The sequence below is a fragment of the Pseudomonas sp. PH1b genome (assembly GCF_000633395.1).
Classification (GTDB): domain Bacteria; phylum Pseudomonadota; class Gammaproteobacteria; order Pseudomonadales; family Pseudomonadaceae; genus Aquipseudomonas.
The window spans coordinates 295,539-313,940 of the sequence record NZ_AYMU01000010.1; the positions used below are offsets into that span (position 1 = coordinate 295,539).

The following is an 18,402-nucleotide window of genomic DNA, read 5'->3' on the forward strand; positions in this document are numbered from 1 at the left end:
GGCTCTTACGGCAGGTGCGCCAGGATCAGACCCGCAAACCGCCGTCCATCTCCAGGATGCGCCCGGTGTAGTAGTCGTTCTCGAAGATATAGGCCGCCGAGTGGGCGATCTCTTCCGGCCTGCCCATGCGCTTGAGCGGAATGCCGGCGGTCATCTTCTCCAGCGCCTCGGGCTTCATGCCCAGGGTCATCTCGGTCTCGATGAAGCCTGGAGCAATGCCCGCGACGCGGATGCCGTAGCGCGCCAGTTCCTTGGCCCAGGTCACGGTGGCTGCCGCCACGCCGGCCTTGGCGGCCGAGTAGTTGGTCTGGCCGACATTGCCGGCGCGCGAGATCGACGAGATGTTGATGATCACGCCGCTGTTCTGCAACTCGATCATCTTTGCTGCCACTTCCCGGGTGCAGAGGAACACCCCGGTGAGGTTGACGTCGATTACCGCCTGCCATTGGGCCAGGCTCATCTTGCTCATCTCGCCGTCCTTGACCTTGACCAGCAGGCCATCGCGCAGGATCCCGGCGTTGTTGATCAGGCCGTGGATGGCACCAAAGTCCTCGGCGACCCGGGCCACCATCTGGGTGACCTGTTCTTCATCGGCGACATTGCACAGGTAGGCACGAGCGTCGCTGCCATGGGTCTTGCAGGCGGCGACGGCCTGGTCGAGCTTTTCCTGGTTCAGATCCACCAGGGCCAGCTTCGCGCCCTTGGCGGCGAAATACTCGGCCATGGAGCGGCCCAGACCTTGGCAACCGCCAGTGATAATGATTACTTTGTCAGTGAGTTGCATTCGCATGTCCCGCTAGCAGGTCTTTGAAGGTTGTCCTTTGCGGGGAACCTCGACCGGCGGCAGGATCTGGCCTGGCTGCAGATGAGAATTGCCCCATTGGCGTAGCTGGAACAATGCTCCAGGCGCCCGTCCGTTTCCGACGGATTTTACAGAAGGAGTCACAATGTGAGCGTTGAAGCTGCCAAGAATGCACGAGAACTACTGCTCAAGGAATACCGCGGCGCGCTGGCGACGCACTCCAAGGCCATGCCGGGTTTCCCCTTCGGTTCCGTGGTGCCCTATTGCCTGGACGCCGAAGGACGGCCGCTGATCCTGATCAGCCGTATTGCCCAGCACACCCACAACCTGCAGAAGGACCCCAAGTGTTCGCTGCTGGTGGGCGAGCGCGGTGCCGAAGATGTGCAGGCGGTGGGGCGCCTGACCTACCTGGCCGAAGCCGAAAAGCTCGAGGACAGTGCCGCGATCGAGGCTGCTGCCGAGCGCTACTACCGTTATTTCCCCGAGTCGCAGAATTACCACAAGGCCCACGACTTCGATTTCTGGGTGCTCAAGCCGGTGCGTCACCGTTACATCGGCGGTTTTGGCGCGATTCACTGGGTCGATCAGGTGACCCTGGCCAATCCCTTCGCCGGCAAGGCCGAGCAGAGCATGATCGAGCACATGAACAGTGACCACGCCAAGGCCATCGCCCATTACGTCGAACTCACCGGGTTGCCGAGCCAGGAGCCGGCGCAACTGGTCGGGATAGATCCGGAGGGCATGCACCTGCGCATCGGCCAGGAGCTTTTCTGGTTGCCTTTCCCAAGCCTTTGCAATACGCCGACACAGGTTCGCGAAGCCCTGGTTTTCCTGGCCCACGCCGATCAATGGCCGAAAAAAACGCCTGCGGATGCTTGAATTCACGAATTGGCGACGTCATTTACGGTCTACTGGAAGGCATTCTTCCGTAGAGGAAATCATTTGATGCGCCCTTTTCTGTTGCTCTTTTTGTTGTTCCCGGTGCTGGAGCTGTTCGTCTTCGTCAAGGTCAGCGCGGCGATCGGGTTTTTCCCGGCCCTGCTGCTGATCATTCTCGGTTCGATGCTCGGTGTGCTGGTATTGCGTGTGGCCGGTCTGGCCACGGCACTGCGTGCCCGTGAAAGTCTCAACCGCGGCGAACTGCCGGCCCAGCAAATGCTCGAGGGGCTGATGCTGGCCTTGGGCGGCGGCCTGTTGATCCTGCCGGGCTTTATCAGTGACGTGTTCGGCCTGCTGATGCTGCTGCCGATCAGTCGCCGCCTGCTGGCCAACAAAATGCGCCAGCGCGCCGAGGAGCAGGCCCTGCGCCAGCGCGCCTTTGCCGACGACATGCGCGCCGCCCGTGGCGGCCCGGCACCCCAACAGCCGCTGGGGCGTGAACCCAACGTGATCGAGGGTGAATTCGAGCACCGCGATTCATAAGGCTCTGGGGTAAACACACGGCACCTTCGGGTGCCGTGTTCGTTTTGACGTCAGCGATGTAAAAAATTTCATCAGGCTGCCCTTGTAATAACCTTATGCGCCCTTATGTAACGGTCACCGCAAGGTTTCTGGTGCAGGCACCAGACAGACTTCCGCGGCTCGCTCGTCGAGCCGCAACCGGCCACGCCGGATTTGTTAACCCGCCGGTATCGACACCGGCCGCTGAAAACCACAATTAGGAGAGATCGACAATGAAGCTTCGTCCTCTGCATGACCGCGTCGTCATCCGTCGCAGCGAAGAAGAATCGAAAACTGCCGGCGGTATCGTTCTGCCTGGTTCGGCCGCTGAAAAACCTAACCGTGGCGAAATCGTCGCTGTAGGTACCGGCCGCGTGCTGGACAACGGTGAAGTACGTGCGCTGGCCGTGAAAGTGGGTGACAAAGTGGTGTTTGGCCCGTACTCCGGCAGCAACACTGTGAAAGTAGACGGCGAAGACCTGCTGGTAATGGCTGAGAACGAGATTCTCGCTGTTATCGAAGGCTGATTTCCCGCTCATTTTCCCGTTACTACAAAGTATTTAAGGAATATCGATCATGGCTGCTAAAGAAGTTAAATTCGGCGATTCCGCCCGCAAGAAAATGCTCACCGGTGTCAACGTCCTGGCTGACGCAGTAAAAGCGACCCTGGGCCCGAAAGGCCGTAACGTGATCATCGAGAAGAGCTTCGGCGCTCCGACCATCACCAAGGACGGCGTATCCGTAGCCAAAGAAATCGAGCTCAAAGATCGCTTCGAAAACATGGGCGCGCAGCTGGTCAAAGACGTTGCCTCCCGTGCCAACGATGACGCTGGCGACGGCACCACCACCGCCACCGTTCTGGCTCAGTCGATCGTCAACGAAGGCCTGAAAGCCGTCGCTGCCGGCATGAACCCGATGGACCTGAAACGCGGCATCGACAAGGCCACCATCGCCATCGTCAAAGAGCTGAAAGGTCTGTCCAAGCCATGCGCTGATTCCAAAGCCATCGCTCAGGTCGGCACCATCTCCGCCAACTCCGACAACTCCATCGGCGACATCATTGCCGAAGCCATGGAAAAAGTCGGTAAAGAAGGCGTGATCACCGTTGAAGAAGGCTCGGGCCTGGAAAACGAACTGTCGGTTGTTGAAGGCATGCAGTTCGACCGTGGCTACCTGTCCCCTTACTTCATCAACAAGCCGGACACCATGGTCGCCGAACTCGACGGCCCGCTGATCCTGCTGGTGGACAAGAAGATCTCCAACATCCGCGAAATGCTGCCAGTGCTGGAAGCCGTTGCCAAAGCCGGCCGCCCACTGCTGATCGTGGCTGAAGACGTTGAAGGCGAAGCCCTGGCGACTCTGGTTGTGAACAACATGCGTGGCATCGTCAAAGTCGCTGCCGTCAAGGCACCGGGCTTCGGCGACCGTCGCAAGGCCATGCTGCAGGACATCGCCGTTCTGACCGGCGGTACCGTGATCTCCGAAGAGATCGGCCTGAGCCTGGAAAGCACCACCCTGGAGCACCTGGGTAACGCCAAGCGCGTGATCCTGTCCAAAGAAAACACCACCATCATCGACGGTGCTGGCGTTGAAGCGGACATCCAGGCTCGTGTGACCCAGATCCGTCAACAAGTGGCCGACACTTCGTCCGACTACGACCGTGAAAAACTGCAAGAGCGTCTGGCCAAGCTGTCCGGCGGCGTTGCAGTGATCAAGGTTGGCGCTGGCTCCGAAGTTGAAATGAAAGAGAAGAAAGCCCGCGTTGAAGACGCCCTGCACGCTACCCGTGCAGCCGTTGAAGAAGGCGTGGTACCTGGCGGTGGCGTAGCCCTGATCCGTGCTCTGCAAGGCATCAACGACCTGAAAGGCGACAACGCCGACCAGGACGTGGGTATCGCTGTACTGCGTCGCGCTATCGAAGCCCCACTGCGCCAGATCGTTGCCAACTCCGGTGACGAGCCAAGCGTGGTTGTGGACAAGGTCAAGCAGGGTTCCGGTAACTTCGGTTACAACGCTGCCACCAGCGAATACGGCGACATGATCGAAATGGGCATCCTGGATCCAACCAAGGTAACCCGTTCCGCGCTGCAAGCAGCATCCTCCATCGGCGGCCTGATCCTGACCACCGAAGCGGCTGTTGCTGAAATCGTGGAAGACAAGCCTGCAGCTGGCGGCATGCCAGACATGGGCGGCATGGGTGGCATGGGCGGCATGATGTAAGCCAGCCTTACCCCCGTACTGAAAAAGCCCCGCCGGTGAAAACCGGCGGGGCTTTTTTATGCCTGGGATATGGGGGCAGCTCCTTCGCGGGCAAGCCCGCTCCTACAGCGATGCAACTGGTGTAGGAGCGGGCTTGCCCGCGAAAGGCCTCAGCGCTGGCTCAGCTCGGCAGCCGAGGCCTTGGGAGCCTTCCAGCCCAGCAACTGTTGCTTGAAGCCATAACTGGCGCTCTGGTAGTAGCTGATGCCGCGCTGAATCAAGGGGTCGCTGTCCTGTACCCGGGATTCCTGGCTGGCCCCCAGCGCCTGGTCGTGCCGGCGCAAGCCCTGGCGCGGGCTGAGAATCGCCAGGTCCTGGCCATCGAACAGCCCCAGGTGCTGATAGTTGCCCACCAGCACCCGCGGCGGCAGCGGGTTGTCCTGCAACAGGTTGCGGCCGAAGAAGGTCGATTCGTAGTCCAGGTTCAGCAAGCCCAGGAGGGTCGGCGCCAGGTCGATCTGGCTGGCCAGCTGGGCAGTTTCTCGTGCCGGGATCAGCTTGGGCGCATAGATGAACAGTGGAATCTGGTAGTTGCTGATGGGCAGGTCTTCCTTGCCCGCGCTGCCGGCCGTGTGGTCGGCGACAAACACGAAAATGGTGTTGTCGAACCAGGGCTTCTGGCGCGCGGCCTTGAGGAACTCGCCAATGGCGTAGTCGGTGTACTTCACCGCGCCGTCGCGACCATTACCGGACTTGATGTCGATTCGACCCTGGGGATAGGTGTAAGGGCGATGGTTGGACGTGGTCATCAACTGCAGCAGGAAAGGGCGCTGTTGGGCGTAGTCGGCGTCCGCCAGCTTCAGGGTCTGGGTATAGAGGTCCTCGTCGGCCATGCCCCAGGCATTCTTGAAGTGGATCTCGGATTCTTCGACGCTGCTCTGGTCCACCACCCGGTAGCCGTTGCCGCTGAAGAAGGCGTTCATGTTGTCGAAGTAACCGCGCCCGCCATAGACGAACACGCTGTCATAGCCGACGGCGCGCAGTTGCTGGCCGAGGCTGGCAAAGCCGCTTTCACGGCCAATGCGCTTGACGATCGAACGTCCCGGCGTTGGCGGGATCGCCAGGGTGATGGCTTCCAGGCCGCGGTCGGTACGGGTGCCGGTGGCATAGAAGTTGTTGAAGTACAGGCTCTGCTGGCGCAATGCATCCAGGTTGGGGGTCAGGTTGCGATCATCGCCGTTGCTGCCCATGTATTTGGCGCTGAAGCTTTCTATGGTCACCAGGACGATATTCGGTGTGCGCGCAATGCCCGGGTTGTCGATGGCGCGACGGATGTCCAGCGGGTCCTTGCCGATGAAGCGGGCGTTGGGCTCATTCAGCTCGGCACGCATCTGACGGGCCACCACCTCGGCGGGCAGGCTGCGGTAGAACTGCTGGTAGTCCAGCTCGTTATTGCGAAAGGCGGCAAAGAACTGGTACGGGCCATTGCTCGCCAGTTCATTCTGATAGGCGTTGCCGCCCTGGCTGTGCGGGCTGTCCTGGCTGAGCAATTGCAGGCTGGCGCCGGTTACCAGCAACAGTCCCAAGGCACTGACCAGGCGGCTGCTCAGCGTCGGCAGCGGGGCATCCAGGGCCGCTTTGAGCGGTTTGCGCAGCACCAGGCTGAGAAGAATGGCCGCCAGGGCCAGCAGGCTCATCAGCAGAGCGATGGGGTAGGACTCGAGAATGTTGTTGAGCACCTCGTCCGAATACACCAGGTAGTCCACGGCGATGAAGTTGAAGCGCACACCGAACTCATCCCAGAACAGCCACTCGGCCACGGCAGTGAAGAGCATGGCGAACAGGCTCAGGCTGAACAGGCCCTGCAGCAGCCAGCGAAACCCGCGCCGATGCCACAGGGCCGGGGGGCAGAGCAGCAGGCCGAGGCCCAGGGGCAGGGCCGCGTAGGCCAGAAAGCCGAGGTCATAGAGCAGGCCGACGCCAAACACCGGCAGCCAGCCGCTGCCGGCTTCGTCGAGGTGGGTGATCAGCAGGAGGCTGCGGGTCAGCAGGAAAATCGCCAGCCAGGTGCTGGTCAGCAGCAGCACGAAGCGTGCTGGCGCGGTCTTGAGAAGATCCATCGGGGGGTGTTCCTTGTGGGCAAACGGCCGGCAGTCTGAGCTTGTCCCTGTAGTCAGGTTGTGAACCTCTGGTGAAAAACTTGTTAAGCCCGGGAAGGTGCGACAAGTACTCCCGGACCCCCCCGACAAGGCTGGCGGCGAGCCGGACTTGGCCTTAAGCTGCGCGAGCCAAGACGGCCGTAACTGTGTACGGAGAGAGTGCCGATGCGAATTCTACTGGTTGAAGACAACCGCGATATTCTCGCCAACCTGGCTGACTACCTGGGGCTCAAGGGCTACACCGTGGACTGTGCCCAGGATGGCCTGTCTGGGTTGCACCTGGCCGCCACCGAGCATTACGACCTGATCGTGCTCGACATCATGCTGCCAGGGATCGACGGCTATACCCTGTGCAAGCGCCTGCGCGAAGACGCCCGGCGTGACACCCCGGTGATCATGCTCACGGCTCGCGATCAGTTGGATGATCGGCTGCAGGGCTTCAAGTCCGGTGCCGATGACTACCTGCTCAAGCCTTTCGCCCTCTCGGAGCTGGCTGCACGGATCGAAGCGGTGATGCGCCGCACCCAGGGCGGTGGCCGGCGATCGCTGCAGGTCGGCGACTTGGCTTACGACCTCGATACCCTGGAGGTCACCCGCGAAGGGCGCCTGCTCAAGCTCAACCCGGTGGGCCTCAAGCTGCTGGCGGTATTGATGCAGAAAAGCCCCCATGTCCTGCGGCGGGAGATCCTCGAAGAAGCCTTGTGGGGCGATGACTGCCCGGACAGCGACAGCCTGCGCAGCCACGTCCACCAACTGCGCCAGGTGATCGACAAACCGTTCGCCAAGCCGTTGCTGCACACCGTGCATGGTGTCGGCTACCGCCTGGCCGAGGGCCGTGATGGAGTTTAAGCAGAGCCTTGCCCAGCGCATCATCATCGCCTTTGCCTTGATGAGCGCATTGGTGGCAGGTGCCTTCGCCATGGGCATTGTGGCGACCGTGCACCTGGTGGAGGAAAAACTCATTTCCGCCGGGTTGGGGGGCGATCTTCAGCGTCTGTTGCTGATGGACGACGTCAACGATTGGAATCACCGCCCCGAGCCGGATCAACTGTTCTATTTCAGTGGCGGACGCGGCGATTTCGAACTGCCCAAGGACCTGCGTCACCTGGATCCGGGCTTCCACGAAGTGTTCCGCGAACAGTTGTCCTACCACGCCATGGTCGAGGTCGTGGATGGCCGGCGCTATGTGTTGCTGCAGGACCAGAGCGATTTCGAGGAGCGCGAGCGCATCCTGTTTGCCGTGGTGCTGGTGGGGTTCGTCCTCAGCCTGGCCCTGGCGGTATTCCTCGGCTGGGTCCTGGCGCGACGTGTGATGGCTCCGGTGGTGCGCCTGGCGCGCCAGGTGCGTCACCGTGACCAGTTGTTGGGGTTGGCGCCGCCCCTGGCTCCGGATTACGCCGCCGATGAAGTGGGTGAGCTGGCCATTGCCTTCGATGCGACCTTGGGACGCCTGCGCCAGGCCTTGAGCCGCGAGCGGTTGTTCACCAGCGATGTCAGCCACGAGTTGCGCACGCCGTTGATGGTCCTGGCCACTTCCTGCGAACTGCTGCTGGAGAATCCCGGGCTGGACCCGCGCGGGCGAGCCCAGGTCGAGCGTATTGCCCGGGCCTGCGAGGAGATGCGCGAGCTGGTGCAGACCTTCCTGATGCTGGCCAGAGCCCAGCGCGAAGACGCGAGCATGTCGCCACAACTGACCTTGACCCAGGTCGCCAACGATCTGCTGGGGGTGTGGAGTGGACCGATACAGGACAAGGGTATCCAGCTGATCTTTGAGCCCGGTCAACCCGGCGATACGCGTTATAACGCAACCTTCCTGCACGCGGTCATGGGCAACCTGTTGCGCAATGCCCTGCACTACACCGAGCAGGGGTTTATCCGGCTCAGCCTGACAACCGATGGTTTTGTGGTAGAGGACAGCGGCGTAGGGATTCCCGAAGAAAAGCGCGAGGCGATGTTCCAACCCTTTGTGCGCGGTGACGAAAAGCGTGGTGAAGGATTGGGGCTGGGCTTGTCCCTGGTCCAGCGGATCTGCGAGAACCAGGGCTGGAGTGTCAGCCTCAGCACCATGGCGCCCAATGGCTGTCGTTTTTACGTCCAGTTGCAACCGGCCAAGGCCTGATTATTCTTTCCGGGCCCTGTTCTTCGGGGCCTGCTGCTTGTCGATTTCTCTTCTGAAGTGGCCCCAGGCCACTGTCGGTGCCCTGTAAAACTCTGAAATATTTCCTCGTTGGACGGTACGAAGTTTTCACAAAGGGATGACCTGTCGCTGACACGCCGCTGCCTAAGGTGGCGCCATCAGATACAGGAGACTTTGATGATGGCGACCCCGATCAAGCTGGAATTTTCCGACAAGTACGATGCCCAGCACGCGCAGGAATACCTGCTCAAGCACCAGGATGGCCTGGCACGCCAGTTGTCCCACAAACGAGATGAACAGCTGGCCCGCACTGCGCTGAACCTGGCGGGAGAACCAGGGCTGGTCCTGGACCTTCCATGCGGTGCCGGGCGCTTCTGGCCGCTGCTGGCGGAAAAAACCAATCGGGTGATCATTGGCGCCGACAATTCAGCAGCTATGCTGAGCACCGCCACGGTGGCGCAACCTTCCGACGTGGTGAAACGGGTACAACCTTTGCAAACGTCCGCGTTTGCCATTGATTTGCCGGATAACGCAGTGGACTGCATTTTTTCCATGCGCTTGTTGCACCACATCGGCAAGGCCGAACACCGGGTGGCCCTGTTACGGGAGTTCCAGCGGGTTACCCGGGACAGTGTGATCATCTCGTTGTGGGTCGATGGCAACTTCAAGGCCTGGAAACGCAAGCGCATGGAGCGCAAGCGATTGTCCGAGGTTGGGCAGGAGGGTTACCAGAATCGTTTCGTGTTACCGGCGGCTACGGTTGAAGAAGAATTCAGGCAAGCCGGTTTTCGTGTCCAGGAGCACCTGGACTTCTTTCCGCTCTACGCCATGTGGCGAGTGTACGTACTACGTAAGAGGTAAGAGGATGGCTGTTGAATGTGCTTCGGAAATGGACGCCGCGCCCACAGATTGCTTCGAATACTTCTGGAACAAACAGGGTGAATGGGTCGAGGAACCCAATCAGCGTCGAGGCGGGGAGAGCGGCGTACAACGCATTCTGAACAGCAAAGGGCAACTGCTCTATGCCAAGCGTCAGGTGGGGCATATTCACCGCAGTTGGCTGCATCCGTTTGGGCGACCGACAGTTCTGCGCGAGCATGCTGCGCTGCAGGGCCTGCGCCTGTTGGAGATCAAGGTCCCGGAACTGGTGTTCTGCGGTGCCCGGCGCGGCCCCGAGAATCAATGGCAGGCGCTGCTGGTCACGGCTGCGCTTGAGGGCTACACCGAGATCGACAACTGGTATGCCGCCGGTGGGCGCGAGCGCCACGGTGAGGCGTTTCACCAGAAAGTACTGCAGGCCTTGGCCGAGACGCTGGCACGCATGCACAGAGGTCGTTGGCAGCATGGCTGCCTGTACGCCAAGCATGTGTTCGTGCGGGTGGACGGCGAGGGTGAGCAGGCCCAGGTGAAGATTGCCTTGCTGGATTTCGAGAAGTGCCGGCAGCGTTTGAGCCGTCGCCGCGCAGCCGCCCATGACCTCAAGCAACTGCGTCGCCATTCGTCGTGGAATGACACGGACTGGCAAAAGCTCTACTACTTTTACAAAACGGCGTTTGGCAGCTCTATCAAAGGTTTATAGCTATGAAGCTAGAAATTGCACGAGGTTTATTCCTGGCAGGAGCCTTGGCAGTTGCTTCCTTGGCCCTGGTTGTCTGGGAGCAACCGCGAACGCAGGTTCTCAGCGCTGCTGAGGGCGAGCATTGCCCGCTGCCACGAGTGGCGAAAGTCTCGGCGGCGGCCAAGCCCGATCATGACCTGCTGTTGTTCATGTTCGGCCTGACCCAGGGGTTGAAACCTCAGAGTTGAATTGCATGCTCCACCATCCGAAGGCCTCGCACTGCGAGGCCTTTTGCTTGTCCGCAGTGCGGCTGTCCACTTTGCCCGGCAGGGTCACGATACCGGCAGGGTGAAGAGCCGCCGACTTCAGATCAGGTGCAGGTGGTTGTCCCAGAGGCCGGCGGGCAGGTCCAGAGGCTGGGCTGCAATCTGTGCCTGGCGGCAATCGTAGAAGCGGCAGCGACCTTGTCCCGAGGTCACCACAAAGCCGTCGGCCACGGCGCCGACCCCGGCACAGTCCGGCAGTGGCGCGTCGACTCGCACGGCGCCGCTGTCCAGGTCCCAGATGAAGAAGCGGTTGCCCCGTGGGGCGGTCAGCGCCACCAGCCGCAGGTCGCTGTGCACTGCCACGCTGGCGGTGTAGTGCCCCATGGCCTGCAACTGCTGCTCGGGCACCGGGAAGGCGGTGAAAGGTTGCCCCGGGCGCTTGATCGCCAAGAGCTCCGAGGATTCGTGGGCGGCGCCCATGAACTGCTGGCCGGTGACGATGGTGCCGTCGCTGGCGATGCCCATGTGGCGCACGCTGTTCATCTGCTGGGCCAGGGTTTCCTTGCTCAGCAGGGTGCCGTCGCGCTGCATCAGTACCAGGCTCGGTTCCATGGCATCGAGGTTCATCTCCACCCGGCTTTCTGCTTCGGTACGGATACCACCGTTGGCCACCACCAGGGTTTCACCGTCAGGCATCCATGACACCTGGTGGGGGCCGATGCCGTGGGTCGACAACTCGCCGCTGTGCACCAGGCGCTCGCCTTCAAAGCGATAGACACCCAGCAGGCCGCGGCCCGGGTCCCGGGTATCGTTCTCGGTGGCGTACAGCCATTCGCCGTCTTTGTGGATCACCGCATGCCCGTAGAAATGCCGGTCGGCTTGCGAGGTGACGGTCTGCAGCAGGGTGCCGTTGCGCAGGTCGATCAGGTAGCTCTCGGTGCCCGGGCGCCGGGCCACGAACAGGGCGATCGGCAACTGCGGGTGATTGATGATGTCATGGCAACGCTGGCCGACCTGGGTGGCAAACACCTGTTTACCGTCCAACTGATAACCGACGGCGTAATGCTTGCCGTCACCATCGTCCCTGGCCGAAAGCAGCAAGGGCTGCTTGCCCTTTTGCCTGAACAGCGTCCAGCCGCCCAAGGTCACCGCGCTGAGCAGCAGGCTGCCCAGCGCCAAAGCCTGACGTCGCAGCATCATCAGTCACCGTCGTTGGCGTTGAAGCCCAGTTGGATCCCCAGCGCCTTGGCCAGCTCGCCTTCGTGCAGGCGATGGACCACGTTGAGGCTGTCGTACAGGTCGTTGAGTTGCTGGCGACCGGCATCGTCACCGAGCATTTCACTCAGCGAGCGCTGGGTGCTGGCAAAGAGTTTCAACGAGGCCGCGTAGGCCGCGTCGATCTTGTCGGCCAATGGTTTCTGGTCGGCTGGCAGCAGGCCGCGCAGGCCCTTGTTGTCGACCCCGGCCCATACGGTCTGGGCCGCGCTGAGGCTGGCTTCCAGGCCCTGCAGGGAGGACTGGCTACGCCAGGCATCGGCCTGGAATGGCTGGGGAATGCCCTTGGTCTGGCGACCCATCGGGGTGCCGAGCTTTTTCTTCAGGGTATCCAGAGCGGTGACCTGGACCCGTAGCAGGTCGGCGATGGCCTCGTGGGAGTCGGCGTAGCGCTGGTTGGGGAACTTGCTCATCTGCGCCAGCATGCCGTCGGTGGTATTCCAGCCGGCGAGGATCTCTTCCGCCAGTTGCTTCTGGCGTTCGCCGATGGCGGTCAGCAGCGGGCAATAGCGGGCTTTCTGCGCGCTGTCGGCCATGTCGATCTTGCTGTCGAAGAGGATGTATTCGTAGGCCGACAGGCCCTGGACCACGACACTGGACTTGGCCAGCGCAGCGGCATCGATCTGCGGGTTGGCAGTGACCAGTTGCTCAACCTGACGGCCCACCAGGTTCTTCTTGTCCGGCCAGAACTGCACCTGCCAGGAGCGGTTGCCCTCGGCCAGCGGGCCGATCAGCAGCGGCTGCAGTTCAGCCCAGGCTTTTTGTGCATGGAGGAAGTCGGCGCGGGCAGTGTCCAGGCTCTCCTTGCCTTCACAGAAGGCCAGGGCGCTGACGGCCAGTTGGCGGTCGGCCTCGACCCAGCGGCTGTAGGTCGGCAGGATCACCTGCGTGGCGATGGCGGCCGAGGTCACGGCTTGTGGGTCCTGGGGCGAGCAGGCGCCCAGGGCGAGTGCGGCAAGGCTGGTGAATAGCAGTTTGGGGCGGAACATGTTCGGGCTCCCTTTATTGTGGAGAAGCGTGTGAGTCGAGGTTTAGAGAGAATTCAGGAATGCCAGCAGCGCAGCACGCTGCTCGGCATTGAAGGCCAGCACCTGCTGTTTCGCGCCTTCGGCTTCACCGCCGTGCCAGAGCACCGCTTCCATCAGGTTGCGGGCACGGCCGTCATGCAGGAACTGGGTATGGCCGCTGACCGTTTCGGTCAGGCCGATGCCCCACAGCGGCGCCGTGCGCCAGTCGCGGCCGCTGGCCTTGAATTCGCTGCGCTGGTCGGCCAGGCCTTCGCCCATGTCGTGCAGCAGCAGGTCGCTGTAGGGGCGGATCACTTGATTGGCCTGCTCGGGTTCGGCGGCGTTGGCCGCGGTGGTGAAGCTTGGGGTGTGGCAAGACTGGCAGCCGGCCTGGAAAAACAGGTTCTTGCCGGCCAGGACCTGGGGCGAATCGACGTCGCGGCGCGCAGGAACGGCCAGGTTACGGGTATAGAACAGCACCAGGCGCAGGATGTTGTCGCTGACCTCAGGCTCACCGTCCGGGCCATTGCCGTTGGGGGCCTGCTTGCAGGCGGTTTGTGCGTCGGTGCAGTCATCGAAGGGCCTCAGGCTGGTGGTCAGGCCCATATCACCAGAAAACGCGTGAACATTTTGTTGATTGAGGTTGGGTTGCCCGGCTTTCCAGCCAAAACGCCCGAGTACAGTCTTTTGCTGGGCGTCGTCCCAGACCCAGTTGGGGCGTCCGGCAATGGGATTTGCGGCCCCGGCGGCGGGCTGGGCGTTGGCCAGGATCGCCTCTTCGGGGATGGCCTCCAGCAGGCCCAGGCCGATCATCGGCGGGGCTATTCGGGCCGAGAAGCGGGTGTCCGGGTGCATCGGGCCGTAGCCCAGGTCGGTGATCTGCAGTATGGGCTTGCGCAATTCCACCCGGGTGCCGTCCTTGAACTGCACCGGCACCGGCTGGTAGTCCACCCGTACCCGGCCTTCGGGAGCGACCCCGGGTACCGCCATGTCTTGCAACTGGCCGCCGTACACCGGCTCCGGTACCACGCCGACCTGTTCGATGAGCCGGGCGTAGTCCGGCGTATCGGGGATCGACAGGCGAACCAGCATCGACACTGCATTCAACGCATCTGGCGCGGGCGGATGGCCGCGACCGTCCTTGATATGGCAGTTCTGGCAGGCGTTGGTGTTGAACAGCGGGCCGAGGCCGTCACGGGCAGTGGTGGTGGACGGGGCGATCACCCAGGGATTGCGAAAGAAACTGTTGCCGACGCTGAAATCCAGGCGGCGAGTGGGCGCCAGGTTGGCCGAGGGCAGGGAAAAGGCATTGCGGTCGGTCTTGTTGACCGTGGTTGCGCCACCTGCGCGGGCTTCTCCAGGTTCGGCCTGGGTAAAGCGCGGAGCGTCATCGCAGGCACTCAGGCCCAGGGCCATGAACAGAGCGGACCAGCGCAGCGGCAACGAAGGCATCGGACATCCTGCAAGACGAGCAAAACAAGGGCGCAAAGTCTAACAGGGCGGCCTGGATTGAATAAGAGGAATTATCGTTTGGTTTGACCCAGGACAAGCTTGCCGCGGTGGTCATGATGCTCCCTGACAGTGCCTGTGGTGGTTTGTGGCGGCGGCGACAAGGGCTTTCGACGGGCCTTGAGTCACAGGTCCAATCGACCGTGGCGCGATGGCCGGGCCAGGCGCTTTGACAGCGGCAGTTGGCTGGTATTTTCAAGCGCGAGGGCGTTTCCCAGCCCCGGGAAAGGAGTGCGCCGGCCATGAAAAAGGCGACCCGAAGGTCGCCTTTTCAAGTGCAGCGATGGGGATCAGAACTCGTGATCGGCGTTGTCCGGGTTCAGGTCGCTGATGCCCAGCTTGCCTGCGGCCTGTTCGATCGAACCGGTCTGCTTGACCAGGGCGGCGATGGCGTCGCGCACGATCTGGTTGCCCGATTCGTTGCCGGCGGCGATCAGCTGGTCGTAGTGCTCACCCTTGTTGGCGTGGTCGACCATGACCTGGATCTTGGCTTCGGTAGCGGCCAGATCGGCTTTCAGGGCGGCATCGGCGGCCGGGTCGGCCTTGGCCACCAGGGACGACAGGCTGGCGCCGGTCATCTTGCTGCCGTCGGTACGGGTGTATTCGCCCAGGTAGACGTTGCGAATGCCCTTGGCATCGTAGAAGTGCGAGTTGTGGGTGTTGTCGCTGAAGCAGTCCTGCTCGTCTTCTGGGGAGTTGGCTTCCAGGGACACCTTCATCCGCTCGCCCGCCAGTTCGCCCAGGGACAGGCTGCCCATGCCGAACAGCATCTTGCGCAGGCCGGTTTCAGCCGGTTCGGCTTCCAGGGTGGCGCGATAGTTGTCGGCCACGTCGGGCTTCCAGTTGCCGACCATTTCTTCCAGGTCGTTGACCAGCAGTTGAGTCACCGCCTTCAAGTAGGCACGACGACGATCGTTGTGGCCGCCGGTGGCGCCGGCGCCTTCCAGGTAGTCGGACGCCGGACGGGCGCCGGCACCAGGACCGGTACCGTTGAGGTCCTGGCCCCAGAGCAGGAATTCGATGGCGTGGTAGCCCGTGGCGACGTTGGCCTCGGCACCGCCCAGCTCATTGAGGCTGGCGAGTTTTTCCGGGGTGATGTCTTTCACGTCGACCTTGTCTTCGCCGACCTGGATCTCGGTGTTGGCGATGATGTTGGCGGTGGCGCCGGGGTTGCCCAGGGCATGCTCGTAGCTCTTGTCGACGTAGTCGATCAGGCCTTCGTCCAGGGGCCAGGAGTTCACCTGGCCTTCCCAGTCGTCGATGATGGTGTTGCCGAAGCGGAACACTTCACTCTGCAGGTAAGGCACACGAGCGGCGACCCAGGCGGCCTTGGCGGCCTTCAGGGTGTCGTCGTTGGGCTTGGCGAGGAAGGCATCGATGGCGGTTTGCAGGGTTTTCGCGGTGGATTCGGAGTCGCTGTAAACGGCGAATACCATGTCGGCGTAATGCGCGACTACGGCCTTGGCCGCGGTTTCGTCGACCTTGCCGGCAGCGTCAGTGGCTGGGGTGGCAGTGCTGGCAGCCGGGGTCGGCGCTTGAGCGGCAGCCTTGTCGTCTTTGCCTTCGCCACAGCCGGCGAGGGAAATAGCGATGGCCAACAGACTGGCGGTAGCCAGAGGCATACGAATCATGGCGAACATCCTGCTTCGAGAGGGGAGTGGACGGCGCGGGGGCGCGCAAAAACTGCGACATAATGCGAAAGATTTGCATTATGTGTAAAGGGTTGTGCTTGTAAATATTTCTTATTCAACAGGGGGCTGCGCTGGGTCAAGGCGATCAGCGCAAGGCCACTGTCAGAGGATCGCTGCATTGCTGCGCTGCGCCTGTTTCAAGTAGGCGCTCAGCTCCCGTGCAGGCAGGGGTTTGCTGTAGTGGTAGCCCTGACCTTCATGGCAGCCTTCGGCGATGATGTAGGCCTCCTGCTCGACGGTTTCCACGCCCTCGGCGATCACCTGCATGCCCAGGCTTTTACCCAGTTGGATAATGGCCCGCACGATGGTTGCATCGTCATCGTCGTCGAGCAGGTCCTGGACGAAGCTTTTGTCGATCTTGATCTTGTCCAGGGGCAGGCTTTTCAGGTAGCTCAGGGACGAATAGCCGGTGCCGAAGTCGTCGATGGCGATCAGCGCACCGGAGCGACGCAGGCTCAGCAGGTGCTGGGCAGCGGTGCTGATGTCTTCCATCAGGCCGGTCTCGGTGACCTCCAGCTCCAGGCTGCGCGGTGGCAGGCGGTAGATCTGCAGCAGGTTGTTGACCACCCGCGGCAGTTCGGCGTGGTGCAACTGCACGGTGGACAGGTTGACGGCCATGCGCAGGTCGCTGAAGCCCATGTCGTGCCATTCGCGCAATTGACGGCAGGCCTGGTCCAGCACCCATTCGCCGATGGCGATGATGGTGCCGTTCTGCTCCGCCAGCGGTATGAACAGGTCCGGCGGCACCAGGCCGTGTTCCGGGTGCTGCCAGCGCAGCAGCGCCTCGACACCCACCACCCGGTGGTCGCGGTAGCTGATCTGTGGCTGGTAGACGAGGAAGAACTGTTCCCGGGCCAGGGCCTCGCGCAGGTCCTTTTCCAGTTCCCGGCGGCGGCGCATCTCACTGTCGACGCTGGCGATGTAGAACTGATAGCGATTGCGCGATCGGCTCTTGGCCAGGGTCATGGTCTGCTCGGCTTTCTGCAGGAGTTTTTCCGTGCTGTCGCCGTCTTCCGGGAACAGGGTGATGCCGATGGTGGCGCGCAGGCGGATTTCCTGGTGGTCGAGGGCGAAGGTGGCCTCCAGGTCATCGAGAATGCTCTGGGCCAGTTCCGCGGCCTCATAAGGCTGTTCGATATCGGCCTGGACCAGGGCGAACTGATCGCCCCCCAGGCGTGCCAGGGCACCGAGGCGGCCGCTGTGGCCACGCAGGCGGTCGGCCAGGGCCAGCAGCAACTGGTCGCCGGTCTGATAGCTGAATTGTTCGTTGATGCCCTTGAAATCATCCAGACCGACACACAGCACCGCGACCCGACGCTGCAGGCGCCCGGCGTCCACCAGGATCTTGTCCAGTTGCTGTTGCAGTTGCTGGCGGTTCGGCAGGCCGGTCAGAAAGTCGTACTGGGCCATGCGCAGCAGGCTGTTCTCCGCTTCATGACGCAGATGGGTGTTGCGCTCGATGGAGGCCAGCAACTGGTTGGCGGTATTGATCCAGATCCCCAGTTCGTTCTTCTCGTGGCCCTTGAGCAGGGGCAGTTGGTGCTCGCTGGGGCGGTCGGGGTTGATGGTGGTCAGGTGTTCGATGATCCGTGACAGCGGCTTGGTCAGCAGCCAGTGATAGACCAGGTACAGCACCAGGCCCATGGCCAGGGCGCGCAGGACTCCGGAAACGAAGATGATCACCGAACTGACGATGAATCCCTGGCCGTAGGTGGCGGTGTCGAGCGTGATGCTCAGGTCGCCGTAATACTCGCTGTAGGGGCCCCTCCCCACCAGTTGCGTGGTGAAGGTGCGTTCCTGGCCGAGGATCAGGTCGGTCAGCCAGCGGCTGGAGGATTTTTGCAGGTCGCGGGATTTCTCCGCGAGCATGGTTTCATTGGGATGGCCAATGGAGGCCATGCGCACCGCATCATCCTGGAACAGGCCTTCGATGACTTGCATGCCCATTTCCCGGTCCAGGCTGTAGACCGCCTGTGTCGATGGGTCGCGAAACATATCGAGAATGCGCTGGGCATCGTTAGCGACCGCCTGCCGAGTCTTGTAGGCATCGAAGACGATCTGGGCGCAGCTCAGAACCACGCCCACTATGAGTGCCGACAGCAGCACAACCCGGAGCAACTTCACCGACAAGCTGTTTTTGAGTTCCAGCTTCAAAGGGCTATTCCTTGTTCCGTGCGTGTAGCGTCAAGTTGCCATGAGTATTGGCAATCCCGTGATGGCCGTCAAAGTGACATTAATGCCGAGGACAGGACGTCTGCGGGCCAGGCCCGGGTGATCAGAATCAGGATTGCGTCAGCTGTGGATAGTGTGTCGGTAGCGACGCCTTGCAACTTGAGGGGCGGCGTTGTTTTTACCTGCA

Annotated in this window: 16 protein-coding genes; 9 read left to right on the top strand and 7 right to left on the bottom strand. The window is 61.9% G+C overall.

Annotated features, from left to right (window positions below; all coding sequences use genetic code 11):
* Nucleotides 1-25: 25 nt before the first annotated feature.
* Nucleotides 26-784, bottom strand: a complete 759-nt coding sequence (locus U873_RS0118565) for an SDR family oxidoreductase (protein ID WP_025129663.1) — start codon at nt 782-784, stop codon at nt 26-28.
* Between the two features lie 165 nt (nt 785-949).
* Here U873_RS0118565 and U873_RS0118570 point away from each other — a divergent pair, with 165 nt between their 5' ends.
* The 4 genes from U873_RS0118570 to groL all read left to right on the top strand — a co-directional run bounded on the left by U873_RS0118570 (nt 950) and on the right by groL (nt 4,462).
* Nucleotides 950-1,681 carry a HugZ family protein gene (locus U873_RS0118570; RefSeq protein WP_025129664.1) on the top strand — a complete coding sequence of 244 codons (732 nt, stop codon included), beginning with the start codon at nt 950-952 and terminating at the stop codon, nt 1,679-1,681.
* Nucleotides 1,682-1,747: 66 nt separating this feature from the next.
* The gene (locus U873_RS0118575) at nt 1,748-2,224 is read left to right on the top strand and encodes an FxsA family protein (protein ID WP_011063094.1); all 477 of its coding nucleotides are present in this window, start codon (nt 1,748-1,750) and stop codon (nt 2,222-2,224) included.
* Nucleotides 2,225-2,475: 251 nt separating this feature from the next.
* The gene (locus U873_RS0118580; protein WP_011063093.1) at nt 2,476-2,769 is read left to right on the top strand and encodes a co-chaperone GroES; all 294 of its coding nucleotides are present in this window, start codon (nt 2,476-2,478) and stop codon (nt 2,767-2,769) included.
* A 49-nt stretch (nt 2,770-2,818) separates the two neighbouring features.
* Nucleotides 2,819-4,462: a chaperonin GroEL gene (gene groL / locus U873_RS0118585; protein ID WP_025129665.1), complete on the top strand. Its 1,644-nt coding sequence runs from the start codon at nt 2,819-2,821 to the stop codon at nt 4,460-4,462.
* 149 nt (nt 4,463-4,611) lie between these two features.
* Here groL and U873_RS0118590 read toward each other — a convergent pair whose 3' ends face one another.
* Entirely contained in the window at nt 4,612-6,561 is a 1,950-nt protein-coding gene (locus tag U873_RS0118590) for an LTA synthase family protein (protein ID WP_025129666.1), read from the bottom strand.
* Nucleotides 6,562-6,765: 204 nt separating this feature from the next.
* Between U873_RS0118590 and colR the strand changes: the two genes are divergently transcribed.
* From colR to U873_RS0118615, 5 genes are all read left to right on the top strand, one after another.
* A complete protein-coding gene (gene colR, locus U873_RS0118595; RefSeq protein ID WP_025129667.1) occupies nt 6,766-7,449 on the top strand; it encodes a two-component system response regulator ColR in 684 nt (227 codons plus the stop codon).
* Entirely contained in the window at nt 7,439-8,719 is a 1,281-nt protein-coding gene (locus U873_RS0118600; RefSeq protein ID WP_025129668.1) for a HAMP domain-containing sensor histidine kinase, read from the top strand. Before colR ends, U873_RS0118600 begins: the two co-directional genes overlap by 11 nt.
* 198 nt (nt 8,720-8,917) lie before the next feature.
* Nucleotides 8,918-9,598, top strand: a complete 681-nt coding sequence (locus U873_RS0118605; protein ID WP_025129669.1) for a class I SAM-dependent methyltransferase — start codon at nt 8,918-8,920, stop codon at nt 9,596-9,598.
* Between the two features lie 4 nt (nt 9,599-9,602).
* Nucleotides 9,603-10,316 carry a lipopolysaccharide kinase InaA family protein gene (locus tag U873_RS0118610; protein ID WP_025129670.1) on the top strand — a complete coding sequence of 238 codons (714 nt, stop codon included), beginning with the start codon at nt 9,603-9,605 and terminating at the stop codon, nt 10,314-10,316.
* Between the two features lie 2 nt (nt 10,317-10,318).
* Nucleotides 10,319-10,543, top strand: coding sequence for a hypothetical protein (locus tag U873_RS0118615; RefSeq protein WP_025129671.1), 225 nt, complete (start codon nt 10,319-10,321; stop codon nt 10,541-10,543).
* 117 nt (nt 10,544-10,660) lie between these two features.
* Here the strand turns inward: U873_RS0118615 and U873_RS0118620 are convergent, their stop codons facing one another.
* The 5 genes from U873_RS0118620 to U873_RS0118640 form a co-directional block, all read right to left on the bottom strand.
* On the bottom strand, nt 10,661-11,758 hold the full coding sequence (locus tag U873_RS0118620; RefSeq protein ID WP_025129672.1) for a DUF1513 domain-containing protein: 1,098 nt from the start codon (nt 11,756-11,758) through the stop codon (nt 10,661-10,663).
* Between the two features lie 2 nt (nt 11,759-11,760).
* Nucleotides 11,761-12,825 carry an imelysin family protein gene (locus U873_RS0118625; protein ID WP_025129673.1) on the bottom strand — a complete coding sequence of 355 codons (1,065 nt, stop codon included), beginning with the start codon at nt 12,823-12,825 and terminating at the stop codon, nt 11,761-11,763.
* 42 nt (nt 12,826-12,867) lie between these two features.
* The gene (locus U873_RS0118630) at nt 12,868-14,295 is read right to left on the bottom strand and encodes a di-heme oxidoredictase family protein (protein WP_025129674.1); all 1,428 of its coding nucleotides are present in this window, start codon (nt 14,293-14,295) and stop codon (nt 12,868-12,870) included.
* A gap of 347 nt (nt 14,296-14,642) precedes the next feature.
* A complete protein-coding gene (locus U873_RS0118635) occupies nt 14,643-15,983 on the bottom strand; it encodes an imelysin family protein (protein WP_025129675.1) in 1,341 nt (446 codons plus the stop codon).
* A 162-nt stretch (nt 15,984-16,145) separates the two neighbouring features.
* Entirely contained in the window at nt 16,146-18,197 is a 2,052-nt protein-coding gene (locus U873_RS0118640; protein ID WP_025129676.1) for a bifunctional diguanylate cyclase/phosphodiesterase, read from the bottom strand.
* Nucleotides 18,198-18,402: the final 205 nt, after the last annotated feature.

Excerpts from the sequence above, each read along its gene's own strand:
- U873_RS0118590 (WP_025129666.1), bottom strand. The coding sequence starts at position 6,561 with ATGGATCTTCTCAAGACCGCGCCAGCACGCTTCGTGCTGCTGCTGACC.
- groL (WP_025129665.1), top strand. The coding sequence starts at position 2,819 with ATGGCTGCTAAAGAAGTTAAATTCGGCGATTCCGCCCGCAAGAAAATG.
- U873_RS0118600 (WP_025129668.1), top strand. The coding sequence starts at position 7,439 with ATGGAGTTTAAGCAGAGCCTTGCCCAGCGCATCATCATCGCCTTTGCC.
- colR (WP_025129667.1), top strand. The coding sequence starts at position 6,766 with ATGCGAATTCTACTGGTTGAAGACAACCGCGATATTCTCGCCAACCTG.
- U873_RS0118580 (WP_011063093.1), top strand. The coding sequence starts at position 2,476 with ATGAAGCTTCGTCCTCTGCATGACCGCGTCGTCATCCGTCGCAGCGAA.
- U873_RS0118605 (WP_025129669.1), top strand. The coding sequence starts at position 8,918 with ATGGCGACCCCGATCAAGCTGGAATTTTCCGACAAGTACGATGCCCAG.
- U873_RS0118610 (WP_025129670.1), top strand. The coding sequence starts at position 9,603 with ATGGCTGTTGAATGTGCTTCGGAAATGGACGCCGCGCCCACAGATTGC.
- U873_RS0118635 (WP_025129675.1), bottom strand. The coding sequence starts at position 15,983 with ATGATTCGTATGCCTCTGGCTACCGCCAGTCTGTTGGCCATCGCTATT.
- U873_RS0118615 (WP_025129671.1), top strand. The coding sequence starts at position 10,319 with ATGAAGCTAGAAATTGCACGAGGTTTATTCCTGGCAGGAGCCTTGGCA.
- U873_RS0118620 (WP_025129672.1), bottom strand. The coding sequence starts at position 11,758 with ATGCTGCGACGTCAGGCTTTGGCGCTGGGCAGCCTGCTGCTCAGCGCG.
- U873_RS0118630 (WP_025129674.1), bottom strand. The coding sequence starts at position 14,295 with ATGCCTTCGTTGCCGCTGCGCTGGTCCGCTCTGTTCATGGCCCTGGGC.
- U873_RS0118575 (WP_011063094.1), top strand. The coding sequence starts at position 1,748 with ATGCGCCCTTTTCTGTTGCTCTTTTTGTTGTTCCCGGTGCTGGAGCTG.
- U873_RS0118565 (WP_025129663.1), bottom strand. The coding sequence starts at position 784 with ATGCAACTCACTGACAAAGTAATCATTATCACTGGCGGTTGCCAAGGT.
- U873_RS0118625 (WP_025129673.1), bottom strand. The coding sequence starts at position 12,825 with ATGTTCCGCCCCAAACTGCTATTCACCAGCCTTGCCGCACTCGCCCTG.